Annotated in this window: 25 protein-coding genes; 10 read left to right on the top strand and 15 right to left on the bottom strand. The window is 73.5% G+C overall.

The window, feature by feature from the left end:
• Positions 1-114 precede the first annotated feature (114 nt).
• The 3 genes from ACIRRH_RS15575 to ACIRRH_RS15585 all read right to left on the bottom strand — a co-directional run bounded on the left by ACIRRH_RS15575 (position 115) and on the right by ACIRRH_RS15585 (position 2,306).
• The gene (locus tag ACIRRH_RS15575) at positions 115-912 is read right to left on the bottom strand and encodes a hypothetical protein (RefSeq protein WP_403066910.1); all 798 of its coding nucleotides are present in this window, start codon (positions 910-912) and stop codon (positions 115-117) included.
• On the bottom strand, positions 909-1,481 hold the full coding sequence (locus tag ACIRRH_RS15580) for an RNA polymerase sigma factor (protein WP_224282206.1): 573 nt from the start codon (positions 1,479-1,481) through the stop codon (positions 909-911). The genes ACIRRH_RS15575 and ACIRRH_RS15580 overlap by 4 nt, the downstream gene beginning before the upstream one ends.
• A 351-nt stretch (positions 1,482-1,832) precedes the next feature.
• Positions 1,833-2,306 (bottom strand): MarR family winged helix-turn-helix transcriptional regulator, encoded by a 474-nt coding sequence (locus ACIRRH_RS15585; RefSeq protein WP_403066912.1) that lies wholly within the window; start codon positions 2,304-2,306, stop codon positions 1,833-1,835.
• A 169-nt stretch (positions 2,307-2,475) separates the two neighbouring features.
• Between ACIRRH_RS15585 and ACIRRH_RS15590 the strand changes: the two genes are divergently transcribed.
• Positions 2,476-2,886 (top strand): organic hydroperoxide resistance protein, encoded by a 411-nt coding sequence (locus ACIRRH_RS15590; protein ID WP_403066914.1) that lies wholly within the window; start codon positions 2,476-2,478, stop codon positions 2,884-2,886.
• Positions 2,887-2,976: 90 nt separating this feature from the next.
• Here ACIRRH_RS15590 and ACIRRH_RS15595 read toward each other — a convergent pair whose 3' ends face one another.
• Positions 2,977-3,324 carry an SHOCT domain-containing protein gene (locus ACIRRH_RS15595; RefSeq protein WP_403066916.1) on the bottom strand — a complete coding sequence of 116 codons (348 nt, stop codon included), beginning with the start codon at positions 3,322-3,324 and terminating at the stop codon, positions 2,977-2,979.
• Between the two features lie 233 nt (positions 3,325-3,557).
• On the opposite strand from ACIRRH_RS15595, the gene ACIRRH_RS15600 reads away from it, so the two are divergent.
• On the top strand, positions 3,558-4,028 hold the full coding sequence (locus tag ACIRRH_RS15600; RefSeq protein WP_403066918.1) for a hypothetical protein: 471 nt from the start codon (positions 3,558-3,560) through the stop codon (positions 4,026-4,028).
• Between the two features lie 37 nt (positions 4,029-4,065).
• Here ACIRRH_RS15600 and ACIRRH_RS15605 read toward each other — a convergent pair whose 3' ends face one another.
• The 3 genes from ACIRRH_RS15605 to ACIRRH_RS15615 all read right to left on the bottom strand — a co-directional run bounded on the left by ACIRRH_RS15605 (position 4,066) and on the right by ACIRRH_RS15615 (position 6,968).
• Positions 4,066-4,716: a beta-glucanase gene (locus ACIRRH_RS15605; protein ID WP_224282201.1), complete on the bottom strand. Its 651-nt coding sequence runs from the start codon at positions 4,714-4,716 to the stop codon at positions 4,066-4,068.
• 139 nt (positions 4,717-4,855) lie between these two features.
• Positions 4,856-5,482, bottom strand: coding sequence for a CBS domain-containing protein (locus ACIRRH_RS15610; RefSeq protein WP_403066920.1), 627 nt, complete (start codon positions 5,480-5,482; stop codon positions 4,856-4,858).
• A 298-nt stretch (positions 5,483-5,780) separates the two neighbouring features.
• Complete coding sequence (locus tag ACIRRH_RS15615) at positions 5,781-6,968, bottom strand: FAD-dependent monooxygenase (protein WP_403066922.1); 1,188 nt, start codon at positions 6,966-6,968, stop codon at positions 5,781-5,783.
• A 174-nt stretch (positions 6,969-7,142) separates the two neighbouring features.
• Between ACIRRH_RS15615 and ACIRRH_RS15620 the strand changes: the two genes are divergently transcribed.
• Positions 7,143-7,853, top strand: coding sequence for a TetR/AcrR family transcriptional regulator (locus ACIRRH_RS15620; protein WP_403066924.1), 711 nt, complete (start codon positions 7,143-7,145; stop codon positions 7,851-7,853).
• Between the two features lie 86 nt (positions 7,854-7,939).
• The gene (locus ACIRRH_RS15625) at positions 7,940-8,734 is read left to right on the top strand and encodes a HEAT repeat domain-containing protein (RefSeq protein WP_403067415.1); all 795 of its coding nucleotides are present in this window, start codon (positions 7,940-7,942) and stop codon (positions 8,732-8,734) included.
• Positions 8,735-8,766: 32 nt separating this feature from the next.
• Here the strand turns inward: ACIRRH_RS15625 and ACIRRH_RS15630 are convergent, their stop codons facing one another.
• Complete coding sequence (locus ACIRRH_RS15630) at positions 8,767-9,132, bottom strand: hypothetical protein (RefSeq protein WP_403066926.1); 366 nt, start codon at positions 9,130-9,132, stop codon at positions 8,767-8,769.
• Positions 9,133-9,405: 273 nt separating this feature from the next.
• Between ACIRRH_RS15630 and ACIRRH_RS15635 the strand changes: the two genes are divergently transcribed.
• Positions 9,406-9,675, top strand: a complete 270-nt coding sequence (locus ACIRRH_RS15635; RefSeq protein WP_403066928.1) for a GlsB/YeaQ/YmgE family stress response membrane protein — start codon at positions 9,406-9,408, stop codon at positions 9,673-9,675.
• 87 nt (positions 9,676-9,762) lie between these two features.
• Here the strand turns inward: ACIRRH_RS15635 and ACIRRH_RS15640 are convergent, their stop codons facing one another.
• Complete coding sequence (locus ACIRRH_RS15640) at positions 9,763-11,643, bottom strand: amino acid transporter (protein ID WP_403066930.1); 1,881 nt, start codon at positions 11,641-11,643, stop codon at positions 9,763-9,765.
• A gap of 520 nt (positions 11,644-12,163) precedes the next feature.
• On the opposite strand from ACIRRH_RS15640, the gene ACIRRH_RS15645 reads away from it, so the two are divergent.
• The 3 genes from ACIRRH_RS15645 (at position 12,164) to ACIRRH_RS15655 (ending at position 16,028) form a co-directional block, all read left to right on the top strand.
• On the top strand, positions 12,164-13,699 hold the full coding sequence (locus ACIRRH_RS15645) for a N,N-dimethylformamidase beta subunit family domain-containing protein (protein ID WP_403067417.1): 1,536 nt from the start codon (positions 12,164-12,166) through the stop codon (positions 13,697-13,699).
• 205 nt (positions 13,700-13,904) lie between these two features.
• A complete protein-coding gene (locus tag ACIRRH_RS15650; protein WP_403066932.1) occupies positions 13,905-14,639 on the top strand; it encodes a polyprenol monophosphomannose synthase in 735 nt (244 codons plus the stop codon).
• A gap of 135 nt (positions 14,640-14,774) precedes the next feature.
• Positions 14,775-16,028 (top strand): aromatic acid exporter family protein, encoded by a 1,254-nt coding sequence (locus ACIRRH_RS15655; protein ID WP_403066934.1) that lies wholly within the window; start codon positions 14,775-14,777, stop codon positions 16,026-16,028.
• A gap of 101 nt (positions 16,029-16,129) precedes the next feature.
• On the opposite strand, the gene ACIRRH_RS15660 is transcribed toward ACIRRH_RS15655, so the two are convergent.
• The 6 genes from ACIRRH_RS15660 to ACIRRH_RS15685 form a co-directional block, all read right to left on the bottom strand.
• Positions 16,130-16,579, bottom strand: a complete 450-nt coding sequence (locus tag ACIRRH_RS15660) for an SRPBCC domain-containing protein (protein ID WP_403066936.1) — start codon at positions 16,577-16,579, stop codon at positions 16,130-16,132.
• 4 nt (positions 16,580-16,583) lie between these two features.
• Positions 16,584-17,054, bottom strand: a complete 471-nt coding sequence (locus tag ACIRRH_RS15665) for a VOC family protein (RefSeq protein ID WP_403066938.1) — start codon at positions 17,052-17,054, stop codon at positions 16,584-16,586.
• Between the two features lie 136 nt (positions 17,055-17,190).
• Positions 17,191-19,188: a phosphocholine-specific phospholipase C gene (locus ACIRRH_RS15670; RefSeq protein WP_403066940.1), complete on the bottom strand. Its 1,998-nt coding sequence runs from the start codon at positions 19,186-19,188 to the stop codon at positions 17,191-17,193.
• Between the two features lie 44 nt (positions 19,189-19,232).
• Positions 19,233-20,669, bottom strand: a complete 1,437-nt coding sequence (locus ACIRRH_RS15675; RefSeq protein WP_403066942.1) for an endonuclease/exonuclease/phosphatase family protein — start codon at positions 20,667-20,669, stop codon at positions 19,233-19,235.
• 316 nt (positions 20,670-20,985) lie between these two features.
• Positions 20,986-21,252: a metal-sensitive transcriptional regulator gene (locus ACIRRH_RS15680; protein WP_392877763.1), complete on the bottom strand. Its 267-nt coding sequence runs from the start codon at positions 21,250-21,252 to the stop codon at positions 20,986-20,988.
• A gap of 127 nt (positions 21,253-21,379) precedes the next feature.
• A complete protein-coding gene (locus ACIRRH_RS15685) occupies positions 21,380-21,739 on the bottom strand; it encodes a PRC-barrel domain-containing protein (protein ID WP_403066944.1) in 360 nt (119 codons plus the stop codon).
• A 236-nt stretch (positions 21,740-21,975) separates the two neighbouring features.
• Here ACIRRH_RS15685 and ACIRRH_RS15690 point away from each other — a divergent pair, with 236 nt between their 5' ends.
• Entirely contained in the window at positions 21,976-22,791 is an 816-nt protein-coding gene (locus ACIRRH_RS15690) for an SAM-dependent methyltransferase (protein WP_403067419.1), read from the top strand.
• Positions 22,792-23,117: 326 nt separating this feature from the next.
• Positions 23,118-23,579, top strand: coding sequence for a GNAT family N-acetyltransferase (locus ACIRRH_RS15695; protein WP_403066946.1), 462 nt, complete (start codon positions 23,118-23,120; stop codon positions 23,577-23,579).
• Positions 23,580-23,591: the final 12 nt, after the last annotated feature.

Genomic DNA, 23,591 nt, shown 5'->3' on the forward strand with positions numbered 1-23,591 from the left:
CCCAGGCCCCTCCCACCCCGGCCCCGACCGGCCCGATCCAACCCCCGCCGCCCTGCCCGCGCCCCCGCCTGGCGCCCCCATCCCCCGGCCTCCCCGTCACCGCCCCCATCCCCGTCACCGAATCCGCACCACCCCCCGCCCCCGCACCGCCCGGACCCCCAACCGCCCAGGGTCCGCACTCGGCCGCGCCGCCACCGCCTCCCGCACCGTCAGCAGGATCTCGCCGTCGTAGTGCTCCGCCAGCACCCGCGCCAGCTCCGCCGCCCCACCCGGCCGGACGTCGGGCGCCAGCTCCGGCAGCCGACCCGGGGCGCTGAGGTCCTGGGCCTGGGCGGCCCAGCGGGCCGCGTCGCGCCGCTCCCCCTCGGCGGTGTAGTGCACCGCCAGGCAGTGCACGGCCAGCTGGTCCCCGTACTGGGCGGCTATCCGCCACCAGAAGACGCCGTCCGCCGTGCGGCCCATGCCGTACAGCAGGCAGCCGAGGGTGCGGAAGGCGGTCTTCTCGGCGAGCTCGAGGTCCAGGGCCAGTTCCCCCGGCTCCGCCGCGCCCGCCACCCCCACGCACAGGTGCCGCAGGTCGCGCCGCAGCTCCGCCCGCCCTCCGGCCCACCGGGGCTGCCCCGGGACCGCCCCCGGGCCGACGCCCGACCCCGGACCGGAACCGGCGCCCACCCCCGCTCCCGTGCCGAGCCCGGAGCCCGCCCCCGCTGCCGGGCTCGGCCCCGAGGCCGGAGCGTGCGGCGGCCGGGCGCCGGCGGGTGGCCGGGCGGGGCGTTCGCGCACCGTCGGGGCGGGCCGTCGGGCAGCGGCGAGCCGCTCCGCCAGGCGGCGCGTGAAGTCCACCGGATCGTGGTCGTCGAACTCCCGCTCCAGCTCGACGGCGTGCGCGCGCAGCAGGTCCACGACTCTCATGCCTGCGCCCCGCCGTCGTCTGGGTGCTCCAGCAGGTACTCCAGGTGGCGCCGCCCGAGACTGTAGTAGGTGCGGGCGGTGGTGTGCGCGATGCCGAGGGACCGTCCGATGTCGTGGTACGACAGTCCCGCCTGGCGCAGCCGGACCACGTCGGCCTGGACCGGCGCGGCCCGCGCGAGTTCCTCCATCGCCCAGTCCAGGGCGTCCAGCTCGGCGAGCTCGTTCAGATCGTCCTGGCTGGTGTCGGGACGGCGCTGGGCGATCACCCGCTGCCGCTTGCGTTCGGTGCGCCGGCGCTCGCGCAGCACGTCCACCACCGCATCCTTGACGATCTTGAAGGCGAAGGCCTGCGGATCGGGACTGGCCAGGGCCCGGCGCCAGTTCTTGTAGAGCGTGGTGCCCGCGTTCTGGACGGCGTCCTGGGCGTCCTCACGGTGTCGCAGACGCTGCTGGGCGTAGCGGAGGTAGCCGGAGTTCTCTCGGGTGAAGAAGGCCTCGAAGTCGTTCGGCAGGCCGCCGAGCGGGTCGGCTCGCAGGCCCCGCTCCTCGCCCGGCCCGGGAGTGGTCACGCGGGCCCCCCTTTCGTCGGTCAGCTGGCCGGCCCGCCTGGTGGCACGCCGACGGCCCCTTGGGGGCTCGTGGTGTAACCGTCCGGGATGTCCGGGATGTTGACCGGATCGGGCGGACAATTGCCGAACGATTCCGTTCACTTATGAACAGCACTGCTGACCTGCCGCTTCGCCCTCACGAGCCCGGCCGGCGCATCCACAACGTGACCCAGATCACAGTGCACACAGGGGTGGCTTGACAAGCCCCATGGCGCCACCCCGGCACTCCCACACCCCCTCGGGCCCACCTCGCACAGCCGCCCCGCCCCCCTCGGAATCACCCCGCACCCCTGCGGCCCCACGCCCGTACGGCTACGGCGCCGACTCCACCTCCGCCGCGTCCAGCGCGGCGGTCACCCGGTCCAGCAGCCCGCGTAGCGCGGCCAGGTCCTCGACCGGCAGGCCGGTCGCCGCGAGCAGCCGGCGCGGGACCTGCCCGGCCCGCTCACGCAGCGCCGACCCCTCGGGAGTCAGGCGGACGGTGACCGAGCGCTCGTCCTCCGGACTCCGCTCGCGGCTCACCAGCCCGGCCGCCTCCAGGCGCTTGAGCAGCGGGGAGAGCGTCCCGGAGTCCAGTCGCAGCCGCTCGCCGATCCGCTTGACGGGCAACCCGCCCTCCTCCCACAGCACCAGCATGACCAGGTACTGCGGGTAGGTAAGCCCGAGGTCCCGCAGCAACACCCGATACACGCCGCCGAAGGCGCGGGAGGCCGCGTTGAGCGAGAAGCAGATCTGCTGGTCGAGGCGGAGCAGTTCCTCGTCCGCCATGTCGGGGTGGGTGGTCATGGGCCCATGGTACCGATCACCATCACGCCATTGAGTTGTGCGCAATTGAATTGCGTGCTCTACTTGTCGCAGCGCAGCGACGCCCGAGTGGCCGCCGCGAAGCGCATCGGGCCGGCAACCGCCGGAACAACCGATCGCAGGAACACCCAGGACCCGAAGGGAAGCCACCATGGACGCGCTCTACACCGCAGCCGCCACCGCCAACGGCCGGGAGGGCCGCGCCGTCAGCTCCGACGGGCAGCTGGACCTGACGCTGGCCATGCCGCCCGCGCTCGGTGGCAGCGGCCAGGGCACCAACCCGGAGCAGCTCTTCGCCGCCGGCTACGCCGCCTGCTTCGCCAGCGCCCTCGGCCTGGTCGGCCGACAGGCCCGGGTGGACACCAGCGAGGTCTCGGTGACCGCCGAGGTGTCCATCGGCAAGGACGAGGCCGGCTTCGCCCTCGCCGTCGTGCTGCGCGTCGAGCTGCCCGAGTCCCTCGCGGGCGAGACGGGCGAGCAACTGGTCAAGCAGGCGCACGAGGTCTGCCCGTACTCCCGCGCCACCCGGGGAAACGTCCCGGTGGAGCTGGTCGTCGAGTAACCGCCCCGCCGACCGGTCACCGGATCCCCCACCGGCGGACCGGGCCCGCCGCGCGCGAACCGCGGCGGGCCCGGTCCGTCGCCCCCGGGGTCAACCGCCGCCGCCCGGCCCGTTCGCCGAACGCAGCGTGTCCACTCGGTGCCGGTACTCCTCCGCATCGATCTCGCCCCGCGCGAACCGCTCCGCGAGCAACTGCTCCGGGCTCACGCCCTGGCTCCCCTGCCCTGCCTGGCCCCAGCCCCTCGGGCCGTCCGACCCGGATCCCCCGGCGCCCGGTGCCGTCCGACCGGGCGGGTTCGGCTGCCGCGAGCGCGATATGTAACGGAACAGGGCCACCGCCAGGAGCACGAGGATCACCAGGAACAGCAGCATCGCGAACGCCATGATCCCCATGCCCCAGCCACCCACGACGTGGCCGTGGCCGTGCCAGTACCTCATCAGGACCTCCTCCTCCGGCCCCGTCGGGGCCCGCCGAGGCGAGCAGCGCCTTACCACCATCCTGCGCCCGTCACTGGTGAAAGCGGCGTGAGGGAAGCCTGAGAAAGCGATCCGGCGCCCGACCCGGCGCCCACCGGGGTAGCGTGCCGCTCGTGACCCACCACCCGCCGCCCACACCCCATCCCCGGCCGTCCACGCCCCATCCCCAGCGGCCCGCGGCTCAGCAGCCGCCCATGGCCTTCCACCCGCCGGAGGACGACCGCTCCCCCGAGCAGCTCGTCGCCGCCGGGGTGCTGCGGCGACACCCGGACCCGCGCCCGCACCCGGCGCTCGGCCACTCCCCGATCGGCTACGTCGCCACCGCGCTCTGGACCGAGCTCACCGCCCTCGCCATCGCACCGGCCGCCGCCGAGACCACCGCCACCGCGCTGCTGCGCGCGATCGCCGACCACGCCGTGGACGCGGCGCTCGCCCCGGGCAACGAGCGCGCCCCGCGCGACGACCTGTATGTGACCGACCCCGCCCACATCGGCCCGCACCGCCGGACGGTCTGGTTCCAGCGTTCCGACTCACACGGCCCGCACGGCCCGCACCGGCCACACGGCCCCCGTGCCCCCCACGACCTGCTCACCCCGGTCGACCCACGCGGCGGGTACGCCCCCCGCGGCCCGATCACCGCCGCGTTCGCGCCCCACGAGCCGTAGCCGCCCGCGCTGCAGGACCGCGCGCCCGCCCGCACGCTCAGCGCGCGACCTGGAGGCCGTGGCACACCCAGCTCAGCCGGTCCGGCCCGCCGTACGGCGGCCGGTCGTGGTAGGTCCCGTCCGCCACCGACATGTTGACGATCAGGTACGCGTGCCACTCGGACCCGACCCCGTGCAGGTCCGCGTAGACCAGCTCGTCCTCCACGTACCAGTCCACGGAGTTCGCACCGAGCACCACCCGCATGCCGAAGGTCGCCCCCGGACCGATACCGGCGCTCGCGCCGTGCCAGTACCGGTAGCCGCCCCGGACGTGATTGGAGATCTCCAGCAGGTCCGGGTTGTCCGGGTGGTACTCGAAGACGTCCACCTCGTTGCCGCCGTCCCGCCAGGTCCAGATGGCCGGCCACGCGCCCAGCTCGACGGGCAGCGTCACGCTCGCCGTCAGCACGTCCCCGGCACGGAGCTGAAAGCCGTCCGGACTGCCCTCGGTGGTCAGCAGGTTGCAGTTCCACAGCCCGCCGCTGTGCCGCCTGGTCGCGGTGAACACCCCGTCGGGGCAGTAGTCGCGGCTGAGGTAGTCGAGTTTGTGGTCGCTCCGGTTGGTCGGCCCCATCCGGGGATAGGCGCTGCTGCGCCCGGCGATCCACTGACTGGTCGAAGTGAAGTCCGCGTCGAACACGACCGCCACGGCCGCCTCCCCGAAGCTCCGGTGTCCCGGCGGTCCGCACCGCCGGGCACACAGAGTGAGTTACCCGATACCCTCCGCAGTATGCGAAGCGAATCGTCCGACCCTGGACGGGCGTGCGATTCGGGAACGGCGCGGCCGGTCAGCCGACGGGCGCCGCTCCCCCGGCCCCGAGCCGGTCGGTCACCGAGACCACCCCGTCCACCGAGCGGCACAGGTTGAGCACGATCGGCACCAGGTGCGGCTCGGGCACGCTGCCGCTGAGCACCACCCGCCCCTGGTTGACCTCCACCCCGACCTCCGCCGGACTGACCCCGTCGATCCGGCCGAGCACCTCCTCGACGATCTCCCGCCGGATCACCATGTCCTCGCGCAGGAACACCCGCAGCAGGTCACCGCGGCTGACCACGCCGACGACCCGCCCCTCCTCGTCCAGCACCGGCAGCCGCTTCAGGCCGTGCCGGCTCATCAGCCGGGCCGCCGCGACCACGCTGGTGTCGGGCATGGTGCAGACCGGCTGCGCCGTCATCAGGTCGGCCGCGGTCACCTCGCCGTCCGGGCCCGCCTGCGCCGACTCGGGCGCGGGCAGCAGGCTGGCCGAGTCCTCCTGCGCGGCCAGGGTGCGCAGCAGGTCGGCCTCCGAGACCACGCCGAGCGGCCGCCCCTCCCGGTCCACCACCGGCACGCCGGTGATGTCGTACTCGCTCAGCAGCGCCACGATCTCCCGGAATCCGGTCTCGGGCGAGACCAGGACCACGGGGCTGGTCATCACGGATTCGACGGTGGCATGCCGCACGCCGGTTCACCTCGTCCAACGATGCTGGTCCGACCCGGCACGTACCGGCCGGTACCGGCAGCATCGCTCGCGGCGGCCGCGATCGCCAGGGGCCAAGGGGCCGAACGGGTGGGACCTTGGGCCCTGACCTGCGAACACGCCCCCCACCCCGTGGTGGATCGCACCCCTGCCGTCGAGCGAGCCGCCCGGGCGAGCACCCGGGTGGAGGCGCTGCTCGACAACGGCACCCGGCTCGGCCCGCCGCGCCGAGCCCACGCGTTCAGCCCGCGGCCTAGGGCCGACGGGACGGCTCCCGCTCGTAGTCCGGCAGTTCGACGCTGCTGACCTGCTTGCCCAGCTCCAGCATCTTGTCCAGCGCCCAGCGCCGGTTGAGCAGCGCGTTGCGGAACCGCAGTCCCGTGGCCGTGCGCGGCGCGAGGAACGGCCCGGTCCGGTCCCCGCCCTTCTGGCAGCCCTGCGCGTAGCCGCGCAGCAGCTTCTCGTACCGCTCGAAGGCGGCCCGGTGGTCGCCGCGCGCCCGGGCCAGCTCGCCCGCCAGGACGTACGCGGCCACCACCGCCGTTCCGGTGCCCATGCCGCCGATGGTCGCGCCGCAGGCCGCGTCGCCGATCAGGGCGATCCGGCCGGTCGACCAGGCGGGCACGTCGGCGCGGCTGATCGAGTCGAAGTACAGCTCGGGAGTGGCGTCCAGGCTCTCCAGCAGCTGCGGCACCCGCCAGCCGAGGCTCGCGAAGGCGGCCCGGATCAGCGCCTTCTGCTGTGCCGGGTCGTGGCGGTCGTAGCGCAGTTCGGGCGAGGCGAAGAGGCAGAACGCACCGGCCCGGGTCGGGTCCCGGTGAGCGGAGCCGACGGACATCAGCCGGCCGGGGACGTTGAGGCCGACCCCGCCGACCGGCAGTCCGAGCTCGTTGGGCAGCTGCCAGGTCGCCGCGTAGTAGCCGAGGTGGCGGACGTAGTGCCGCTCGGGGCCGAAGGCGAGCCGGCGGACGTTGGAGTGCAGTCCGTCGGCACCGATCACCAGGTCGAACTCGCGCGGCGCCCCGTGCCGGAAGGCGACCCGGACCCCGCTCGCGGTCTCCTCCAGCGCCGTGATCGAGTCGCCGAAGACGTACTCGGCGCGGACGCTGCTGTGCCGGTGGAGCAGCTGGGCCAGCTCCCCGCGCGGGACCTCCAGGTCGCCACCGGCGAACTCGGCGGGCAGGTGGAGCAGGCGGCGCCCGTCCGGGCCCACGAAGGTCATCGGGCTGCCGCCGGTGCCGAGCGCGCGCAGTTCCTCCAGGACGCCCATCCGCTCCAGCACGGTCAGGTGGGTGCGACCGCGGAAGTCGACATCCTGACCGCCGTCGCGCAGTGCGGGGGCCAGCTCGACCACGGTCACCTCGAAGCCGTACCGGCCCAGCCAGTGGGCCAGCGCGGGGCCGGCGACGCTCGCGCCCGAGATCAGGACCTTGGTGCTCACGGAAACCACTCCGTCCGAGGGTCGGGAAACTGTGTCTGGCGGACACTGTTTGTTGCTGTGTACGGTAGACACAGTTGGATCGGGAGGGCAACCCCCGGGTGGAAACGCCGGGGCGAAGACACAGCCGGCAGCCCGGGACGGAACCCGGACGGGGCCCCGGGACGGGAGCGGATGATGGCCGAGGCGGCGAACGACACGGTGCGGCTGCTCTGGGGGCCGCCGGCCAAGCCCACCCGGGGGCCGAAGCCGGCCCTCAGCCTGGAGCGGATCGCCGCGGCCGGGGTCGAGGTCGCCGACGCGGAGGGGCTCGGCGCGGTCTCCATGCAGAAGGTGGCCGGACAGCTCGACTTCACCAAGATGTCGCTCTACCGCTATGTCCCCGGCAAGGCCGAACTGATCGCCCTGATGGTCGAATCGGCCGTCGACGCGCCCCCGGCGGCGCCGGAGGGCGCCGGCTGGCGGGAGCAACTCACCGTCTGGGCCCACCGCCTGGCCGAATCCTTCGCCCGGCACCCGTGGCTGCTGGACGCCACCGTCGGCGCGCGGGCGCTCGGCCCGAAGGAACTCGCCTGGCTGGAGCAGGTGGTGGCGGCACTCGACGGCCACGGGCTGACCGGGCCCGAACGGATGGACGCCGCCGTCCTGCTCACCGGGCACGTGCGCGGGATCGCCGCGCAGTCCCGCGCCGCCGGCCCGGACGGCAATCCGGAGGCCGAACTCCTCGCCGCCCTCGGCACCGTGGTCCAGGAGCACGCCGACCGCTTCCCCGCCGTCGCCGCCGCCATGGCCGACCCGGGCGGTCGCGACCGGGCGCTGGAGTTCGGCCTGGAGCGCATCCTGGACGGACTGGCCGCCCTGATCGAGCGCCGTGCGGAAACCGCCTGACGCACGGAGCCGGCCCGGCGGGTCACGTCCCGGAAAAACCGCTCGAACCGTCACCCGGCCGCTCGCTAGGATCGCGCCCCGTGGCGATGTTCGTGCACCTGACCGCCGCGGCGAACGCGCCGCGCATCCGCCGCGCCGGAATCCGCGCCGACAGCCGGGGCCAGGGCGGCGTGCGCGGGGTGTACTGCTTCCCCGTGCTGCCCTCGTACACGCTGACCCACCAGTGGCTGCGCGAGCTGGCCCGGTTCGGCCCCAAGGGAGCGCTGATCGCGGTGCACCTCCGGCTGGACGACGAGCAGGAGGTCCTCACCGGGCACTACCGCGACCGTGCCCGGGACGCCCAGCAGCCGCTGCGGGCCGCCGAGGCGGTCCGGCGGATCGGCGCACTGCCCGACCCGCGCGGCTGGGAGGTGTTCCTGCCGCGCGCGGTCGGCGCCCGCGAGGTGCACCGGGTCCGCGCCGTGCCGCAGGTCACCGGCTGGCGCTACCTCCCGGGCGCCCACGGCACCCGGCCCTGCACCTGTTTCGGATGCCGCATCTACGGCGAGTACGGCAGCCGCCGGCTGCGCGAGCGCCACCCGCACCCGCTGGACGGCCCGCCGCCGGCCGTCCCCGTGCTGCTCGCGCGGATCGCGGCAGCCGGCGAACCGGGCGATCCTGCCGAGCTGCGCTCCGCGCTGCACTGGTTCGGCCTGCGCCGACGCGGCCCGGTGGACCGCCTCGCCCGCCTGGCCGCCCACCCGGACCCGGCGGTGCGGAAGGACCTGGTCTGGGCCGTCAGCCGCTGGTCCACCCCGGGCGTCGCCGAACTGCTGGACGGCTTGGCGGACGATCCGCACCCGGAGGTCCGCGAGGCCGTCGCGGCCGTCCGGGGCGACTGAGGCCCCGGCGGCCGTCGGGTCGTGCGCCGGCGTCAGGAGACGCGCTTGAGCTGCCAGGAGTTCTTCTCGAGGCTCGGCACCGCGGAGTAGTTGCAGCCGGAGCTGTAGTAGCTGCTCACGATCGTCCAGCCGGCCGGCGGCCAGGTGGAGGCGCAGGCGTTGACCACGGTGCCGACCGGGTAGCCGGTGAGCTGCATGATCTTCTTGGTGTTCGGGTTGAATCCGGAGCCGCAGCCGCCGCTGTTCCACCACTGGACGTCCACGTAGCCGCCCGGCGTCAGCGAGGAGGAGCAGATGGTGCTGGTGTCACCGGGCGCGGCCTGGGCGGTGCCCATGGTCAGGGTCAGTGCGGCGGCGGTACAGCCCAGGGTCAGCGCGGCGGCGCGAAGGCGTATCACGGGGGTCGGCTCCTCTCGGTGACGCGGCGCGTCCGCGTCCCGCCCATTCCTATCCGTGCCGCCGCGCCGACGGACAGTGACTTTCCGGCCCGACCTGCGGCGCGTTCTCGCCCCTCGCCGCCGGGACCGGCCCCACCATCACGCCGCTGACCTGCGCGATCTCCTGTCGACGTGCCCGTCCGCGCGATCCGGGTGATCATGGGACGAACCGCGTCATCGTCGATTCGGTGCACCGGGCCGTCGGCCCGGGGAGCGCCCGGAAGGTGGACCGCGATGTTCCAGCTCCTGTGGATTCTGCTCATCGGTTTCGTTCTGGGCGTGATCGCCAAGCTGATCCTGCGCGGACCGCAGTCGATTCCCTGGTGGCTGACCATGCTGCTCGGCGCCGCCGGGGCCCTGCTCGGCAACGCCGTCTCCGGCTGGATCGGCGTCCGCCACACCTCGGGCATCGACTGGATCCGCCACATCCTGCAGCTCGCCTTCGCCGTCGCCCTGGTGGCCCTGGTCTCCCCCGCGTGGAGCAGGTCCCACCAGAACCGCTGACCCGCCCCGGGCCGGATCGCCGGCCGGACGAGCCGTTCCCGGACGACGTGGGCTGACGCGGCGGCCGGGCTGACGCGGCCGCGCCGTTCAGCCCACGTGCACGGCCGGGCGGCGTGAGCGGTCCGGTTCGGCTTCGCGCAGTACCTCACGGGTGACGGGGGCGATCTCGCCCTGTCCGAACAGGAAGAACCGCAGGAACTGGGCGAAGGGGTTGCCCTCGGTCCACTCGAAGTAGATGTGCGGTTGTTGCCCGGTGAGGTCGCGAACCTGGAGCAGCAGGGCGGCCAGTGCGTTGGGCACGCTGGAGCTCTCCAGCGTCAGCACTCGGTAACGGTCGTGCAGCACCTCGCCGCGCACGGTCAGTTCGGCCTCGAAGTCGGACGGGTCGAGCACGGTGACCTCGACGAAGACCAGGTCGTCCTCGGCCGGGATGTCGTTGTCCCGCCGGATCTGGTGGATCTTGTCGCGGTACTCGGCGAGGTCCCGGCTGTTCGGCTCGTTGGCGATCAGCCGCAGCGGGCGGTGGGTGTAGTCCCGGACGAACCGCTCGGCGACGTCGTCCAGCACCACGTCGGTGACGCGCAGTTCGAAGGCGCGCTTGAGCCGGGAGAGGAAGGAGACCAGCATGATGCCCGCGATGAAGCAGGCGCCGATCTTGACGCCGTCCGGCCGCTCGGCGATGTTCACCGCCGTGGTGTAGAGGAACACCGCGGCGATCACCGCGAAGCCGGTCCGCCAGCGGCGCTGCCGGGCCCTGTGGGCGGCGATGGTGACGGCGATGGCCGCGGAGCTGATCAGCACCAGCACGCCGGTCGCGTACGCGCCGCCCTGAGCGTCCACGTTGGCGTCGAAGATCCAGGTCACCAGGAAGGCGATCAGGGTGAGCACGATGACGGTCGGTCGCACCGCACGGGCCCAGTGCGGGGCCATGCCGTAGCGGGGCAGGTAGCGCGGCATCAGGTTGAGCAGACCGGCCATCGCGGAGGCCCCGGCGAACCAGAGGATGGCGATGGTGGAGAGGTCGTAGACGCTCCCGAAGGTGCTGCCCAGGTACTCGTGGGCGAGGTAGGCGAGCGCCCGCCCGTTGGCCTGGCCGCCGGTCTTGAACTGGTCGGCCGGGATGAGCAGCGTGGTGATGAAGCTGGTGGCGATCAGGAACACACTCATGATCGCGGCGGCGGTGGTCAGCAGTTTGCGGGCACCGCGGATGCGGCCGGTGGGCTTCTCCTCGGTGTCGTCCGGGTCGCCCTCGATGTGCGGCATCACGGCGACGCCGGTCTCGAAGCCGGACAGGCCGAGCGCCAGCTTCGGGAAGACGATGAGCGCGACGCCGATCATCGCGAACGCGTTGCCGTGCTCCACGACCAGCGCGTCCGTCCAGGCGCTGAACACGTGCGGGGCCTTGAGCACGTGCCACAGCCCGTTGGCCACCACCACCACGTTCAGCGTGAGGTACACCGCGACCAGCACCACGGCCAGGCCGATCGCCTCGCTGAAGCCCTTGAGGAAGACCGCGCCGAGCAACGCGATCATGATCATGGTCAGCGTGATCTGCTTGCCGGTCAGGGCGCTGTGCAGGTGCGGGTTCTCGACCAGGTGCGCGCTGGCGTCGGCGGCGGACAGGGTGATGGTGATCATGAAGTCGGTGGCCGCGAAACCCAGCAGGGTGAGCACGAAGAGCTTGCCCTGCCAGAACGACAGCAGCCGTTCCAGCATGGCGATCGAGCCCTCGCCGTGCGGGCTCTCCTGGGCGACCCTCCGGTAGACGGGCAGTGCACCGAGCAGGGTGACCACCACCAGCACGATGGTCGCCAGCGGCGACACCAGGCCGGCCGCGAGCGCGGCGATGCCGGGCTGGTAGCCGAGCGTGGAGAAGTAGTCCAGGCCGGTCAGGCACATGACCCTCCACCAGCGCTGACCCTTCTCCCGCGACGGTTGGGCGTGCGGGCCGGGATGCTGTTTGGCCATGTCGGCCAGGCCTTCCAGCATCCACGCCCGGAACCGCTGGCGCCGGGAGGACGGCCCCGTCCCCGGTTCGGCCGACCCCGACGAAACCACGTGCACCCCTGTCCACGACTCGGCCGGGCGCGCACCGCTCCGGCCCCCCTGTGGCCGCCGGACGGCGGGCCTGGTCAGGCTAGGGGACCGGCTCGCCGGGGCCGGGCAACCCGGCGGGCCGACACGCCCGGGTGCGCCCGTACGGCCCTCCCCGGTGGCGGGCCGTCCCCCGCCGTACACACCGGCCGCACACACCGACCGCACCCGACCGCACCCGGCGGCGCCCGCGGCGCGGCAGCCTGCACGGACCTCGTGAAACACGCGAGGATGTCCGCGCGGCCGGCGCACCGGGCCGGCGCACTCCAGCGCGTCACCGGCCGGATCGACGCGCCCACGGACACGGACCGGGCCCAGGAACGCCCGGGAACAGGGAAACAGGGAGGTCGCGGTGGCGGAGCCGAGCCGGCGGAGGATTCTGGGCCTGGGCCTGATGGCGGCCGCCGTCACCTCCTGCAGCCCCGGTCACCCGGCCGCCGCCCCGCACCCGCCCACCGCGCCGACCGGCTCCGCGCCCGGCGACCCCGGCACCGCCGGTCCGGCCGCCGATGGGCACACCGGTCCGAAGAGCGAGCGCTCCCTCCCCGGCAACCCCGACTGGGAGATCACCGACCCCGGCCCGGACGGCGCCATCGAGGGCTTCGCCGACCGGGTCAGCATCCTGCCCGGTGAGACCTTGGGCCTGCACGTCTCCACCCCGGCCGCCGCCTTCACCGTCTCCGCCTACCGGATGGGCTGGTACGACGGTGCCCGCGCCAGGTTGGTCTGGCGCCGCGAGCACGTCCCCGGCGGCAAACAGGCCGCCCCGCACATGGACCCGGCGACCCGCACCGTGCTGACCGGCTGGCAGCGCACCCTCGCGGTGGACACCACCGGCTGGCCCGAGGGCGCCTACCTGCTGCGCCTGGACGCCGAGGACGGCTCCGGCCGACGCTACGTCCCGCTCACCGTCCGCTCGGCGAGCACCGCCGGCAAGACGGTGGTCATGAGCGCCCCGGCGACCTGGCAGGCCTACAACGAGTGGGGTGGCTACAGCCTCTACAACGGCCCGACCGGTGGCCTGGCCACCCGCTCGCTGAAGGTCGTCTTCGACCGGCCGTACGACTACGACCACGGCGCCGGGCTGTTCCTGGTCTACGAGGCGCCGCTGGTCGCCCTCGCCGAGCGGCTCGGCCTGCCGCTCGCCTACACCACCGGCATCGACGTCGCCCGCGAGCCCGGCCTGCTGGCCGGGGCGAGCGCCGTCCTGTCGCTGGGCCACGACGAGTACTGGTCGCCCGAGCAACGGGCCAACGTGGTCGCGGCCCGCGACGCCGGGACCAACCTGGTGATCCTGGGCGCCAACTGCTGCTTCCGTCGGGTCCGCTTCGAGCCGACCGACCTCGGGCCGGACCGCACCGTGGTCTGCTACAAGGACGCCTGGGCACAGGACCCGGGCCACCGGTCGGGTGCCCCGGCGACCACCGACTTCCGGGTCGGCCCGGGCGCCGACCCGGAGAGCTCGATGCTCGGCGTCATCTACGACGGCTACCCGGTGGACGCCCCGTACGTGGTCACCTCGCCCGGGCACTGGGCCTTCGAGGGGACGGGCGTCGCAGCGGGGGCGTCCTTCCCGCACCTGGTCGGGGTGGAGTACGACCGGGTGGACACCGGCTTCCCCACCCCGCGCCCGATCGAGGTGATCGCCCACTCCCCGGTGGTCTGCGAGGGCCGCCGCTCCCACTCCGACACCGCCTACTACACGGTGCCGAGCGGAGCCGGGGTGTTCGCCACCGGGACGATGCGCTGGGTCGAGGCGCTGGAGGCCCGCGGCCCCGGCGGCGGTAAGGCCGACCACGGCATCGACTCGCACGCCGGGGACCTGGTCCGCCAGGTCACCGAGAACGTCCTGCGCGCCTTCGCCGCCGGCCCGGCCGGCCGTACCCGCCCGGCCCTGGACAACCTCGCCGGCGTCTACGGCACGGCGTAGCGGGCGCGGCTCAGCCGGCCATGAGCGGCGGGGCGGATGCGGCCCGTCACGGCACCGCATCGTGGTCGAACGGACTTCCGCCCCCGGCCGGGGTGAGGGACGCACCGCGCCGCCGGTACACTCACACGGTTCAACCAGCGCAGGTCATCAGGAAATCCGACCGGTGTGGCAACGTGCCGCCGGCGAGGCACGAGGGAAACAGAACATGGTCGAGGCCTCCCCCAAGGTCGTTGTGGTCGTCCCCACGTACAACGAGCGGGAGAACCTCCCGGTCCTCGCGGGCCTGCTCGCGGAGCTTCCGGTGCCCAACCTGCACCTGCTGGTGGTCGACGACAACTCCCCCGACGGCACCGGCGAGATCGCCGACAAGCTCGCCGCGGACTCCGGCGGCACCGTGGGCGTGCTGCACCGCACCGAGAAGGACGGCCTCGGCCGCGCCTACCTGGCCGGCATGGCCAAGGCCCTGGACGAGGGCGCCGACGTCGTGGTGCAGATGGACGCCGACCTCTCCCACCCGGCCTCGGCGATACCCGCGATGGTCGAGGCGCTGCTCACCGACGACACCGCCGTGGTGCTGGGCTCCCGCTACGTCGACGGCGGCTCGACCGCCGAGGAGTGGCCCTGGCACCGCAAGGCGCTCTCCGCCTGGGCGAACCTCTACGTCAACGCGATCCTCAGCCTCGGCGTGAAGGACGCCACCGCCGGCTTCAAGGCCTGGCGGGCCGACACCCTGCGCGCCATCGACCTGCCGACCGTCCGGAGCAACGGCTACTCGTTCCAGGTCGAGATGAACTACCGGGTCGTCAAGCAGGGCATGACGATCCGCGAGGTGCCGATCCGCTTCGAGGAGCGGATCGAGGGCGCCTCGAAGATGAGCGTGGGCGTCCAGGTCGAGTCCGCGCTGGCACCCTGGAAGCTGCGCTTCAACCGCGAGAACTGAGGCGGGCCCGGCCGACACGCCTCGACGGGCCCGTCGGCCCGTCGGCCCGTTCCGATCCGGCCCGATGCGGTCGTACGGGTGGCCGGACGGCCCCGGGAGCGGTGTGAGCAGTGGCTGCGGGGAAAGAAGGGCGACATGGCCCTTCCTTCGGAGACACTCGCGGACCTGGTCCGCCGCAGCGCCCGAGAACCCTTCGTGGTCCAGACCGTCCGGGCCACCGTCGCGGCCACCATCGCCTATGCGGTCGCGACGCAGCTGAGCAGCGAGCCCGCCCCGCTGACGGCACCGCTGACCGCGCTGCTGGTCGTCCAGGTCACCGTCTACTCGACGCTCAAGACCAGCATCCGCCGGGTCACCTCGGTGGTGGTCGGAGTGCTGATCGCGATCGGGTTCAGCGCCGTGGTCGGGCTCTCCTGGTGGAGCCTGGGGCTGATCATCCTGGCCTCGCTGGTCGTCGGCCGGTTCGTCCGGGTCGAGGAGTTCGTCCAGGAGGTCGCGATCAGCGCGATGCTGATCCTGGGCGTGACCAAGCTGGCCTCGCAGGCCTGGGACCGGGTGCTGGAGACGCTCATCGGCGCCGCTGTCGGCCTGCTGTTCAACCTGCTGTTCGCGCCGCCGGTCTGGGTTGACACCGCCGGGGAGTCGATCGAGGACCTCGCCCGGCGCGCCCGCCAGCTGCTGCTCGACATCTCCGAGGAGCTGGGCCGCCCCACCCCGGTGGCCCGGGCCGCCGAGCGGCTGCACGAGGCCCGCCGGCTGGACCAGGCGATCGCCGACGTGGACGCGGCGCTGCGCCAGGCCGAGGACAGCCTGCGGTTCAACCCGCGGATCAGCGAGGGGCTGCTGTCCCGGCTGGTGCTGCGCACCGGGCTGGACACCCTGGAGATCTGCGTCGTCGTGATCCGGGTGCTGGCCCGCTCGCTGACCGACCTGGCCAAGCGGCGCGCGCCCGGCGAGCGGCTCTTCCCGCCGGACGTCGCGGTGGGGCTGGAGGAGCTGCTGGAGCACATCGGCGGCGCGCTGGTGAGCTTCGCGGTCCTGGTGACCACCCAGGTGAGCAGCAGCGCCGAGGAGGCGGAGGAACGGCTGACCTCCGAGCTGGCGGCGGCCTGGGCCTGCCGGGAGAACGTCGCCCAGGTGCTGCTGCGCAGGGTCCAGGAGCACCCGGAGGCCTGGCAGCTGCACGGTTCGATACTGGCCGAGGTGGACCGCATCCTGGACGAGCTGGACCTGGAGCACCGCAGTCGGCGGCTGATGGAGGAACTGGACCGGGCCTCGGTGGCGAACCGGGAGCGCTTCTCCCGCTACGCCGGACTGCGCCGCCTGGTGCGCGGCGAGCGGGCCCGCGGCGACCGGGCGTCCGTCAAGGCGGAGCGCCCGGCGGCGTAGGCCGGGCGCCGTTCCGAATCCGCTGCCGGGGCTTCGGAAGTCAGGAGGTCAGGGGGGCAGGGCCACGGGGTCAAGGGCCACGGAGTCAAGGGCCACCGGGGTCAGGGCATCAGCCAGGGCTGCTGCGGCAGCGGGTGGCCGGTCTCCAGGTAGGTCTTGAGGTTGGCGAGCACCGCCGACCAGCCCTGTTCGGCGTCCGCCCGCGCGGCCTCGTCGGCGAGGTTCTCGTGGGTGACGGTGAGCCGGGTGATGTCCTGCCAGCCCTGGATCTCGAAGGTGACCCGGGAGGGCCAGCCGGCGCGCTGCTCCTGCGGCCCGGCCCAGGTGGTGACCAGCCGGTGTGGACGGTCGACCGCCTCGACGGTGCCGATGACGTCGGCGATGCCGGAGCCGTCGGCCCGCTGGTGCTCCCAGGGCGCCCCGGGCAGCCAGGTGGAGACGTTGCGGTGGCCCCAGTAGAGACCGGACTCGTCGGCGTTGGTGAGCGCGTGCCAGACCCGCTCGGGGGTGGCCCGCAGGTAGGTGATGCCGCGGTGGCCGAAGGCGGTCACGGCCTCACCCCTCGGCCGCGGCGAGCAGCGGCTGGATCTCGATCTTCTGCATCCGCAGCATGGCCTTCATCACGCGGCTCGCCCTGGCCCGGTCCTCGTCGGCGATCAGGTCGAGCAGCACCCGCGGGGTGATCTGCCAGGAGAGGCCGTAGCGGTCCTTGAGCCAGCCGCACGGGCCCTCCTGGCCGCCGGCGCTGAGCTTGGCCCAGAGTTCGTCGACCTCCCGCTGGTCGTCGCACTCCACCTGGAGCGAGACCGCCTCGGTGAAGTGGAACTCGGGGCCGCCGTTGAGCGCCACGTACTCGCGGCCGGCGAGCTCGAACTCGACGGTCATCACCGAGCCGGCCGGGCCGGGGCCGGCCTCGCCGTAGCGGGTGGTCCCGGTGATCCGGGAGTTCGGGAACAGGGTGGTGTAGAAGGCGGCGGCCTCTTCGGCCTGGTCGTCGAACCAGAGGAAGGTGGTGATTTTCTGCATGCGCCCGACGGTAGCCGCGGGCTGCGACGGGGCGGCCGAGCCACGGCCGGGGATCACCGGATCGGCGCCCCGGGGCCCGTCCTCGGACTCCCGCAGTCGGGAGTCCGAGGACGGGCCCCGTGCCGGCGGCGTCGCGTCAGTGCAGCCGGCCCGCGTAGCGCTGGACGAAGCGCTGACCGGTGTGGGCGGTCACGACGACGTCGTAGCGGCCCTGCTTGTCCAGCGGCCAGGCCAGGTTGGCCTGCTTGCCGGGCCTGACCCAGACGGTCTGCGCGGTGCCCGCGAAGTCGTTGGGCGCGGCGGTGAAGGCCACGTCGGTCATCCCGTCGTTGGCCACCTGGAGGGTGAGCTTCGCGTTGCCGTGCAGGTCGGCGGTGACGATCGGCACGCCGATGTCGTTCTGGCCGTCCTGCCCGTCGCGGACCACGGTGCCGGCGAACCGGCGGACGAAGCCGTCCGGGCCGTGCACGGTGAAGTCGTAGCGACCGTTGGTGGCGGCGGCGTCCCAGACGTACCGGGCGGTGGCGCCGGGGGCGACGGTGTACGGGGTGCCGGCGAACGGGAGCAGGATGTTCGGGTAGACGGTGTACGGGAAGGCCACCGAGCCGTCGTTGCTCATCGTGCAGGTGACCTTGCCGGCCTTCCGGTCCACCTCGACGTCGGCCCATGGCTGGTACGGGAGCCGGCGGTGCGGCCGCTCGCCGCGCTCCTGGACCGGCATCGCCTGGGCACCGACCGGCGGCAGCGCGACGCCGGGCAGCCGGGTGCCCGCGTCGGCCCTGGCCATCAGGGCCTTGGTGTCGGGCAGCGCCGGGATGGAGTGCTCGGGGGCGGCGAAGTCGAAGCAGCTGGTGAGGTCGCCGCAGACAGCCCGGCGCCAGGCCGAGATGTTGGGCTCGGCCACCCCGGTGACCAGCTCCATGAAACGCAGCACCGAGGTGTGGTCGAAGACCTGGGAGTTGACCCAGCCGCCGCGCGACCACGGCGAGATGACCCAGAGCGGCACCCGGTTGCCGAGGCCGATGGCCCGTCCCTGGGTGAACTCCTCGGGGGTGCCGGGCTCGGGGGTGGGCGGGACGACGTGGTCGAAGTAGCCGTCGTTCTCGTCGTACATCACCAGGAAGACGGTGTGCCGCCAGACCTCCGGATTGGACATCAGCGACTGCAGGGCCTGGTCGACCCAGTGCGCCCCGTAGGCCGGGCCGGCCTCCGGGTGCTCGGAGAACAGGTAGGGCGCGACCAGCCAGGAGACGGTCGGCAGGGTGCCGTCCTTGCAGTGGCGGTCGAAGTCGGTGGGGTCGAACTTGGTCATCGCGTTGATGTAACGCGGGTCGTCGTGCGGGAAGTTGTGGAACTGCTTGAAGTACGAGAGCGCGTTGTCGTCGTAGTCGCCGGTGCGGTCGTCCTTGCTGGGGTTGTGGTAGACGCGCCAGGTGACGCCGGCCGCCTCCAGGCGCTCGGCGTAGGTGGTCCAGTCGGCGACGGGGTTGTCGGTGACCGGGGTGTTGTCGATCCACGGGCCGGTGGTGCCGTCGCGGCCGGGGCCGGCGGTGCCGGTCCACAGGTAGAGCCGGTTGGGGTCGGTCGGGCCGGCCAGCGAGGTGAAGTAGGCGTCGCAGATGGTGAACGCGTCGGCCAGGGCGTACTGGTAGGGGATGTCGTCCCGGGTGAAGTAGCCCATGGTGCGCTCGCCCTTGGCGGCGATCCACTTGTTCATCGCGCCGTTGTTGATGGCCTGGTGGCCGGTGGCCCAGTCGTGCGGGAGGCCGCCTGCGTTCTGCGCGTTGTACTTGGCGGTGTCCATGCGGTACGGCAGCATCACGCCGCCGTCGCTGCGCCGGCTGTCGGGCTGGCGGAAGACGTCGGTGCCGTCCGGGAACTGGAGCGCCTGCTTGTCGCCGAAGCCGCGGACGCCGGCCAGGGTGCCGAAGTAGTGGTCGAAGGAACGGTTCTCCTGCATCAGGACGACGACGTGCTTGACGTCCTTGATGGTGCCGGTGAGCGGGGTGCCGGGCTTGGCACCGGCGGCGGGGGCCGGGGCGGCGGCGGCCTGGGCGGCCGTCAGGCCGGTCAGGGCGGTGGCGCCGGCGGCCGCGGTGGCGCCGACGAAGGTGCGGCGGGAGAGTTCGGACATGACGAACTGGCCTCTCGGAGCTGGAGGTTGGGGATCCGGTGCGCTCAGAACTGGAAGGTGGCGACCGCGGCGGCGGTGTCGGAGGGCCACTCGTTGGCGGCGGAGCCGGGCTCGGGCTGCGGCCAGTCGGCGACCAGGGTGTGCGCCTCGACCAGCTTCAGCGGGCCCGCGTACTGGACGTAGTCGATGCGGTCCTGCGGCTCGGGGCGGTCGCCGCGCCGCTTGCGGGTGGGCGACCAGGTGGCGCCCGCGGCCTTGACCGGGTCGCGGTTCTCCTCGCGGAAGGTGTCGGTCAGTCCGGCGGCCTGGAGCGCCACGGTGACCGGCCAGGCGAGCGCGCCGACCCCCTGGTGGGCGGCGGCGGTGGCGGCCGTCCAGTCCCGGTGCGAGGGCGAGGAGAGCGCGCCGGCCAGCACCACCGGGGTGCGGCGGGCGATGTCCGAACGGACGGCGGCGGCCAGCGCCTTCGCCTGCTTCAGCCGCAGCGAGCCGTTCTCGGCGGCCTCCACCTCGGCGGCGGTCCGGCCGTCCTGGACGGCGTACGGGCCGTAGCCCGCCTCGTCCAGGTGCGCGGCCCAGAAGCGGATGCTGCGACCGCCGGGGAGCCGCACGGTGGCCGCGGCGGCGGGCAGCTCCGCGGTCGGCGGGGTGACGTCGGTGAGCGGGTGGCGGCTGAGGATGCCGACGCTGCCCGGGCTCTGGTAGGCGTACCAGCCGAGGGCGTCGGCCAGGGTCTTGGCCCGCTCCCCCGCGGTCTCCTGGAGGGCGAGCACGTCCAGGCCCTGGGCGAGGACCACCCTCAGCTGCTTCTCCAGCGCGTCGGTGTGGGCCGAGCCCGCGTCGTGCAGGTTCCAGCTGGCGGCCTTGAGGCGCAGCGGAGCGGCCGGGTCCACCACCGGGACGAGGACGGTGACGGTGTCGGTGGCGCCCGCACTGTCCTTGACGCCGACGACCACCGGCTCGGGGTTCCTGCCGGGGGTGGCGGGGGCGGTGCCGGTGAGCGTGCCGTCTGCGCCGACCGAGGCCCACGCCGGGCCGCCGACCTTGTGGTAGGTGGCGGAGCCGGCCGGGTTGCCGGCCGGACGGGACCAGAGGCCGCCGAGCCTGACCGTCACGGCGGCACCCGGGGCGACGGGCGTGGCCGTGAACGCGTCGACGGCGGCGTGCGGACGAACGACGGCGGGCTTGGGACGGAAGCTGAACGGCTCGGTCCGGGCGAGGATGCCGTAGCCGTCCTTGGCGAGCAGGTAGGCGGTGTACGGGCCGCCGGTCAGCGCGGAGGTGTCGAGCTGGACGTCGCCCGAGGTGCCCGGGGTGTACTTCCACAGCAGCGAGCCGCCGTTGCCGGGCTGGCGGCCGCCGTCGTAGATGCCGACCCAGTTCTTGGCGTCGGGGGCGTCGGTGGTCCAGTGGAAGGTGAGCCGGTCGCCTTCGGTGGGGTTGGGGGAGGAACTGAGCGTCAGGGCGCTGCCTGCGGCCACGGTTGTCCTGTCCGCCGCCCGGGCCCGGGGCCGCCGGGGGACGGCGCGCCGGTGCCGGGTACGGCTGGTCACGGAGGCTGGGAGAAGGAGAGCGCACGCAGTTGGCTGTACAACTGCGGGCGGCCCTCATTCACCCGAAGACCGGCGGCCGACGCGTGAACGGCGCATGACGGAGCGTCGGGCGGTGCGGGAACTTCCGCGGGCACCTGCGCGGGAACCTCCACGGGCGCGCGACGGGGGCACGCGACGGGGGCCGCAGCGGAGGAATCCGCCGCGGCCCCCGTCGGACCACGATCCCGAGGGGAGTGCCGCCCGATCAGGCCAGGGCCAGGAAGAGCTTCTCCAGCTCGGCCTCGCTCATCGGCGGGGCGTCCTCGTCGGCGGCGGCCATGCACTGGCGCATGCCGCTCGCGACGATCTTGAACCCGGCCCGGTCGAGGGCGCGCGAGACGGCGGCGAGCTGGGTGACCACGTCCTTGCAGTCCCGACCCGCCTCGATCATCGCGATCACTCCGGCCAACTGGCCCTGCGCACGGCGCAGCCGGTTCAGGACCGCGCCGACCGCCTCCTCGTCCACCTGCATGTCGGGCCGCCTTTCACATCGACTGTCGATGGACAAGTGTACCCGGCGGGGTATTCATTCCCGGGTGGCGAGAGCCGTGCCCGGCCCGGCTGCTCCCTGGCGCGGGTCAGCGGCGGCCGGACGCGGGTCAGCGGCGGGCCAGGCGACGCTCCCCGCCCGCGCCGGTCGCGTACGGGAACCCGTAGTGCGCGAACACGGCGGGCTCGTCCTCGGCGGGCAGCACGTCGTCGGTACCGATCGACGGGGCCTGCTTGACCTGGTTGCGCGGGTACACCACCCGGAGGTAGTCCGGTCCGGCCACCGCCCCGTTCAGCGGGACGAACACCAGGCGGCGTCGCCGCGCGAAACCGACCGTGACGGTGGCGAAGAACGGCTCGTCGCTGGCCGTCTCCACGTAGACCGACTCCAGCGAACCGATGCGGCGGCCCTTCTCGTCGACCACGGCGCGGCCGCGCCACTCCCGGATGTCCGCCATGGCAATTCCCATGACCCGACCTCCCGTCCCCGGCGTTCCACTGCCCGCTCCCATCCTGCGCCGGGAGCGGCGGGAACGCGCGGCGGGCCCACCACCGTCCCGGCCCGACGAAAGGGACATACGGGGGTGACCCGACCAACCGGCACCAGGGCCGTGACCTGGGCTTTAGGCTGTCCGCCAGCAAGGCCGCGAGTGGAGCGGTCGGTGGTGTCCGGGCGGAGGAGACGGCAGCGGTGGGATACGAGAACATGTGGGAGTCCGGCGAACCCGGGGTCTCGGCGGACCTGCGGCCCGACGTGCCGCACCCGGCCCGGATGTACGACTACTACCTGGGCGGGAAGGACAACTTCCCCGCCGACCGCGCCGCCGCCGAGAAGGCGCTCGCCGCCAACCCGGAGTTCCGCTCCACCGCCCGCGCCAACCGTGGCTTCCTCACCCGCGCGGTGCGGTGCGTCGCCGGCCTCGGCATCGACCAGTTCCTCGACATCGGCACCGGCATCCCGACGGCCGGCAACACCCACGAGATCGCCCAGGCGGCCAGACCGGGCGCGCGGGTCGTCTACGTGGACAACGACCCGATCGTGCTCAGCCACGCGCGCGCCCTGATGGCCGGCTCGGGCCCGGGCCGCACCACCGTCATCCGGGCCGACCTCCGCGAGCCCGCCGCCCTGCTGGACGCCGTCCGGGCGGTGGAACTGCTCGACTTCTCCCGCCCGGTCGGACTCGTCCTCGCCGCCGTCCTCCACTTCCTGCGGGATGAGGACGAGCCCTACCAGGCCCTCGCCACCCTGCTGGACACCCTGCCCTCCGGCAGTCACCTGGTCCTCTCGCACGGCACCGCCGACTTCATCCCGGCCGAGATCCGCGACCGGGTCACCGGCGTCTACGACAAGGCCACCGCGCCCCTCGTCGGCCGCTCCCGCGACGAGGTCCGCGCCTTCTTCGACGGCCTCGACCTCCTCGACCCCGGCGTCACCACCGTCCCCCTCTGGCGCCCCGACACCGACCCCGCCCCCGGCGCCGACCGCGTCAGCATGTACGGCGCCGTGGCCCGCAAGCCCTGACCGCGGCTGCGGGGGCCCTACCGACCGGTCACCGGTCGTCGGGGTACCGGTCCTTCCGGGTCGCGCGGGTCGCGGGCCCAGGACCGGCCGATCGCTGGCGGCCAGGACGGCGCCGCGCACCCGGTCCTGGCGGGTGGCCGGGTACTCCTGAGTGGTCGGGCAGCCTGCCGAGTGGGCGAGCGGGCCGGCAGGCGTCCCGGCGCCGCCGGATTCCGAACAGTGGTCCGGATCGCCTTGAGCGGAGCGGGCCGTTCGGTGAAGGATGGGCCGTTCGAGCACGTCAGTTACGGCGGTTCCGGGGAGAGCCGCGTGATCGGGGAGGCCGTGTGATCATCGCCCGCGAGGTGGAGTTCGACCGCGACGAGGTGTTCAAGCTGTACGACGCGGTGGAGTGGGAGGGCTACACCAGCGACGTCGACAAGCTGATGCGCGGCCTGGCCAACTCCCACCTCGTCGTGACCGCCCGCGACGAGTCGGGAGAACTGCTCGGGCTGGCCCGCACCATCTCCGACGACGAGGCGGTCTGCTACGTCCAGGACGTGCTGGTGCATCCGCGCCACCACCGCAAGGGCGTGGGCCGCGCGTTGATGGAGCACCTGATGGACCGCTACGCGCACTGCCGGTTCTTCCTGCTCTCCACCGACCACGAGTCCACCCCGGAGGGCGTGCGGAACCATGCCTTCTACCGCTCGCTGGGCTTCCTCTCCTACGAGGAGAAGGAGATGTCCGCCTTCGGCCTCCCCCGGATCCGCCCGCCGCGCCCGGGCGCGGAGCGGGCCCGGGACTGACCCGATCGCGCC

Origin of the sequence: Kitasatospora sp. NPDC101235 (genome assembly GCF_044767505.1) — a bacterium.
GTDB lineage: Bacteria > Actinomycetota > Actinomycetes > Streptomycetales > Streptomycetaceae > Kitasatospora.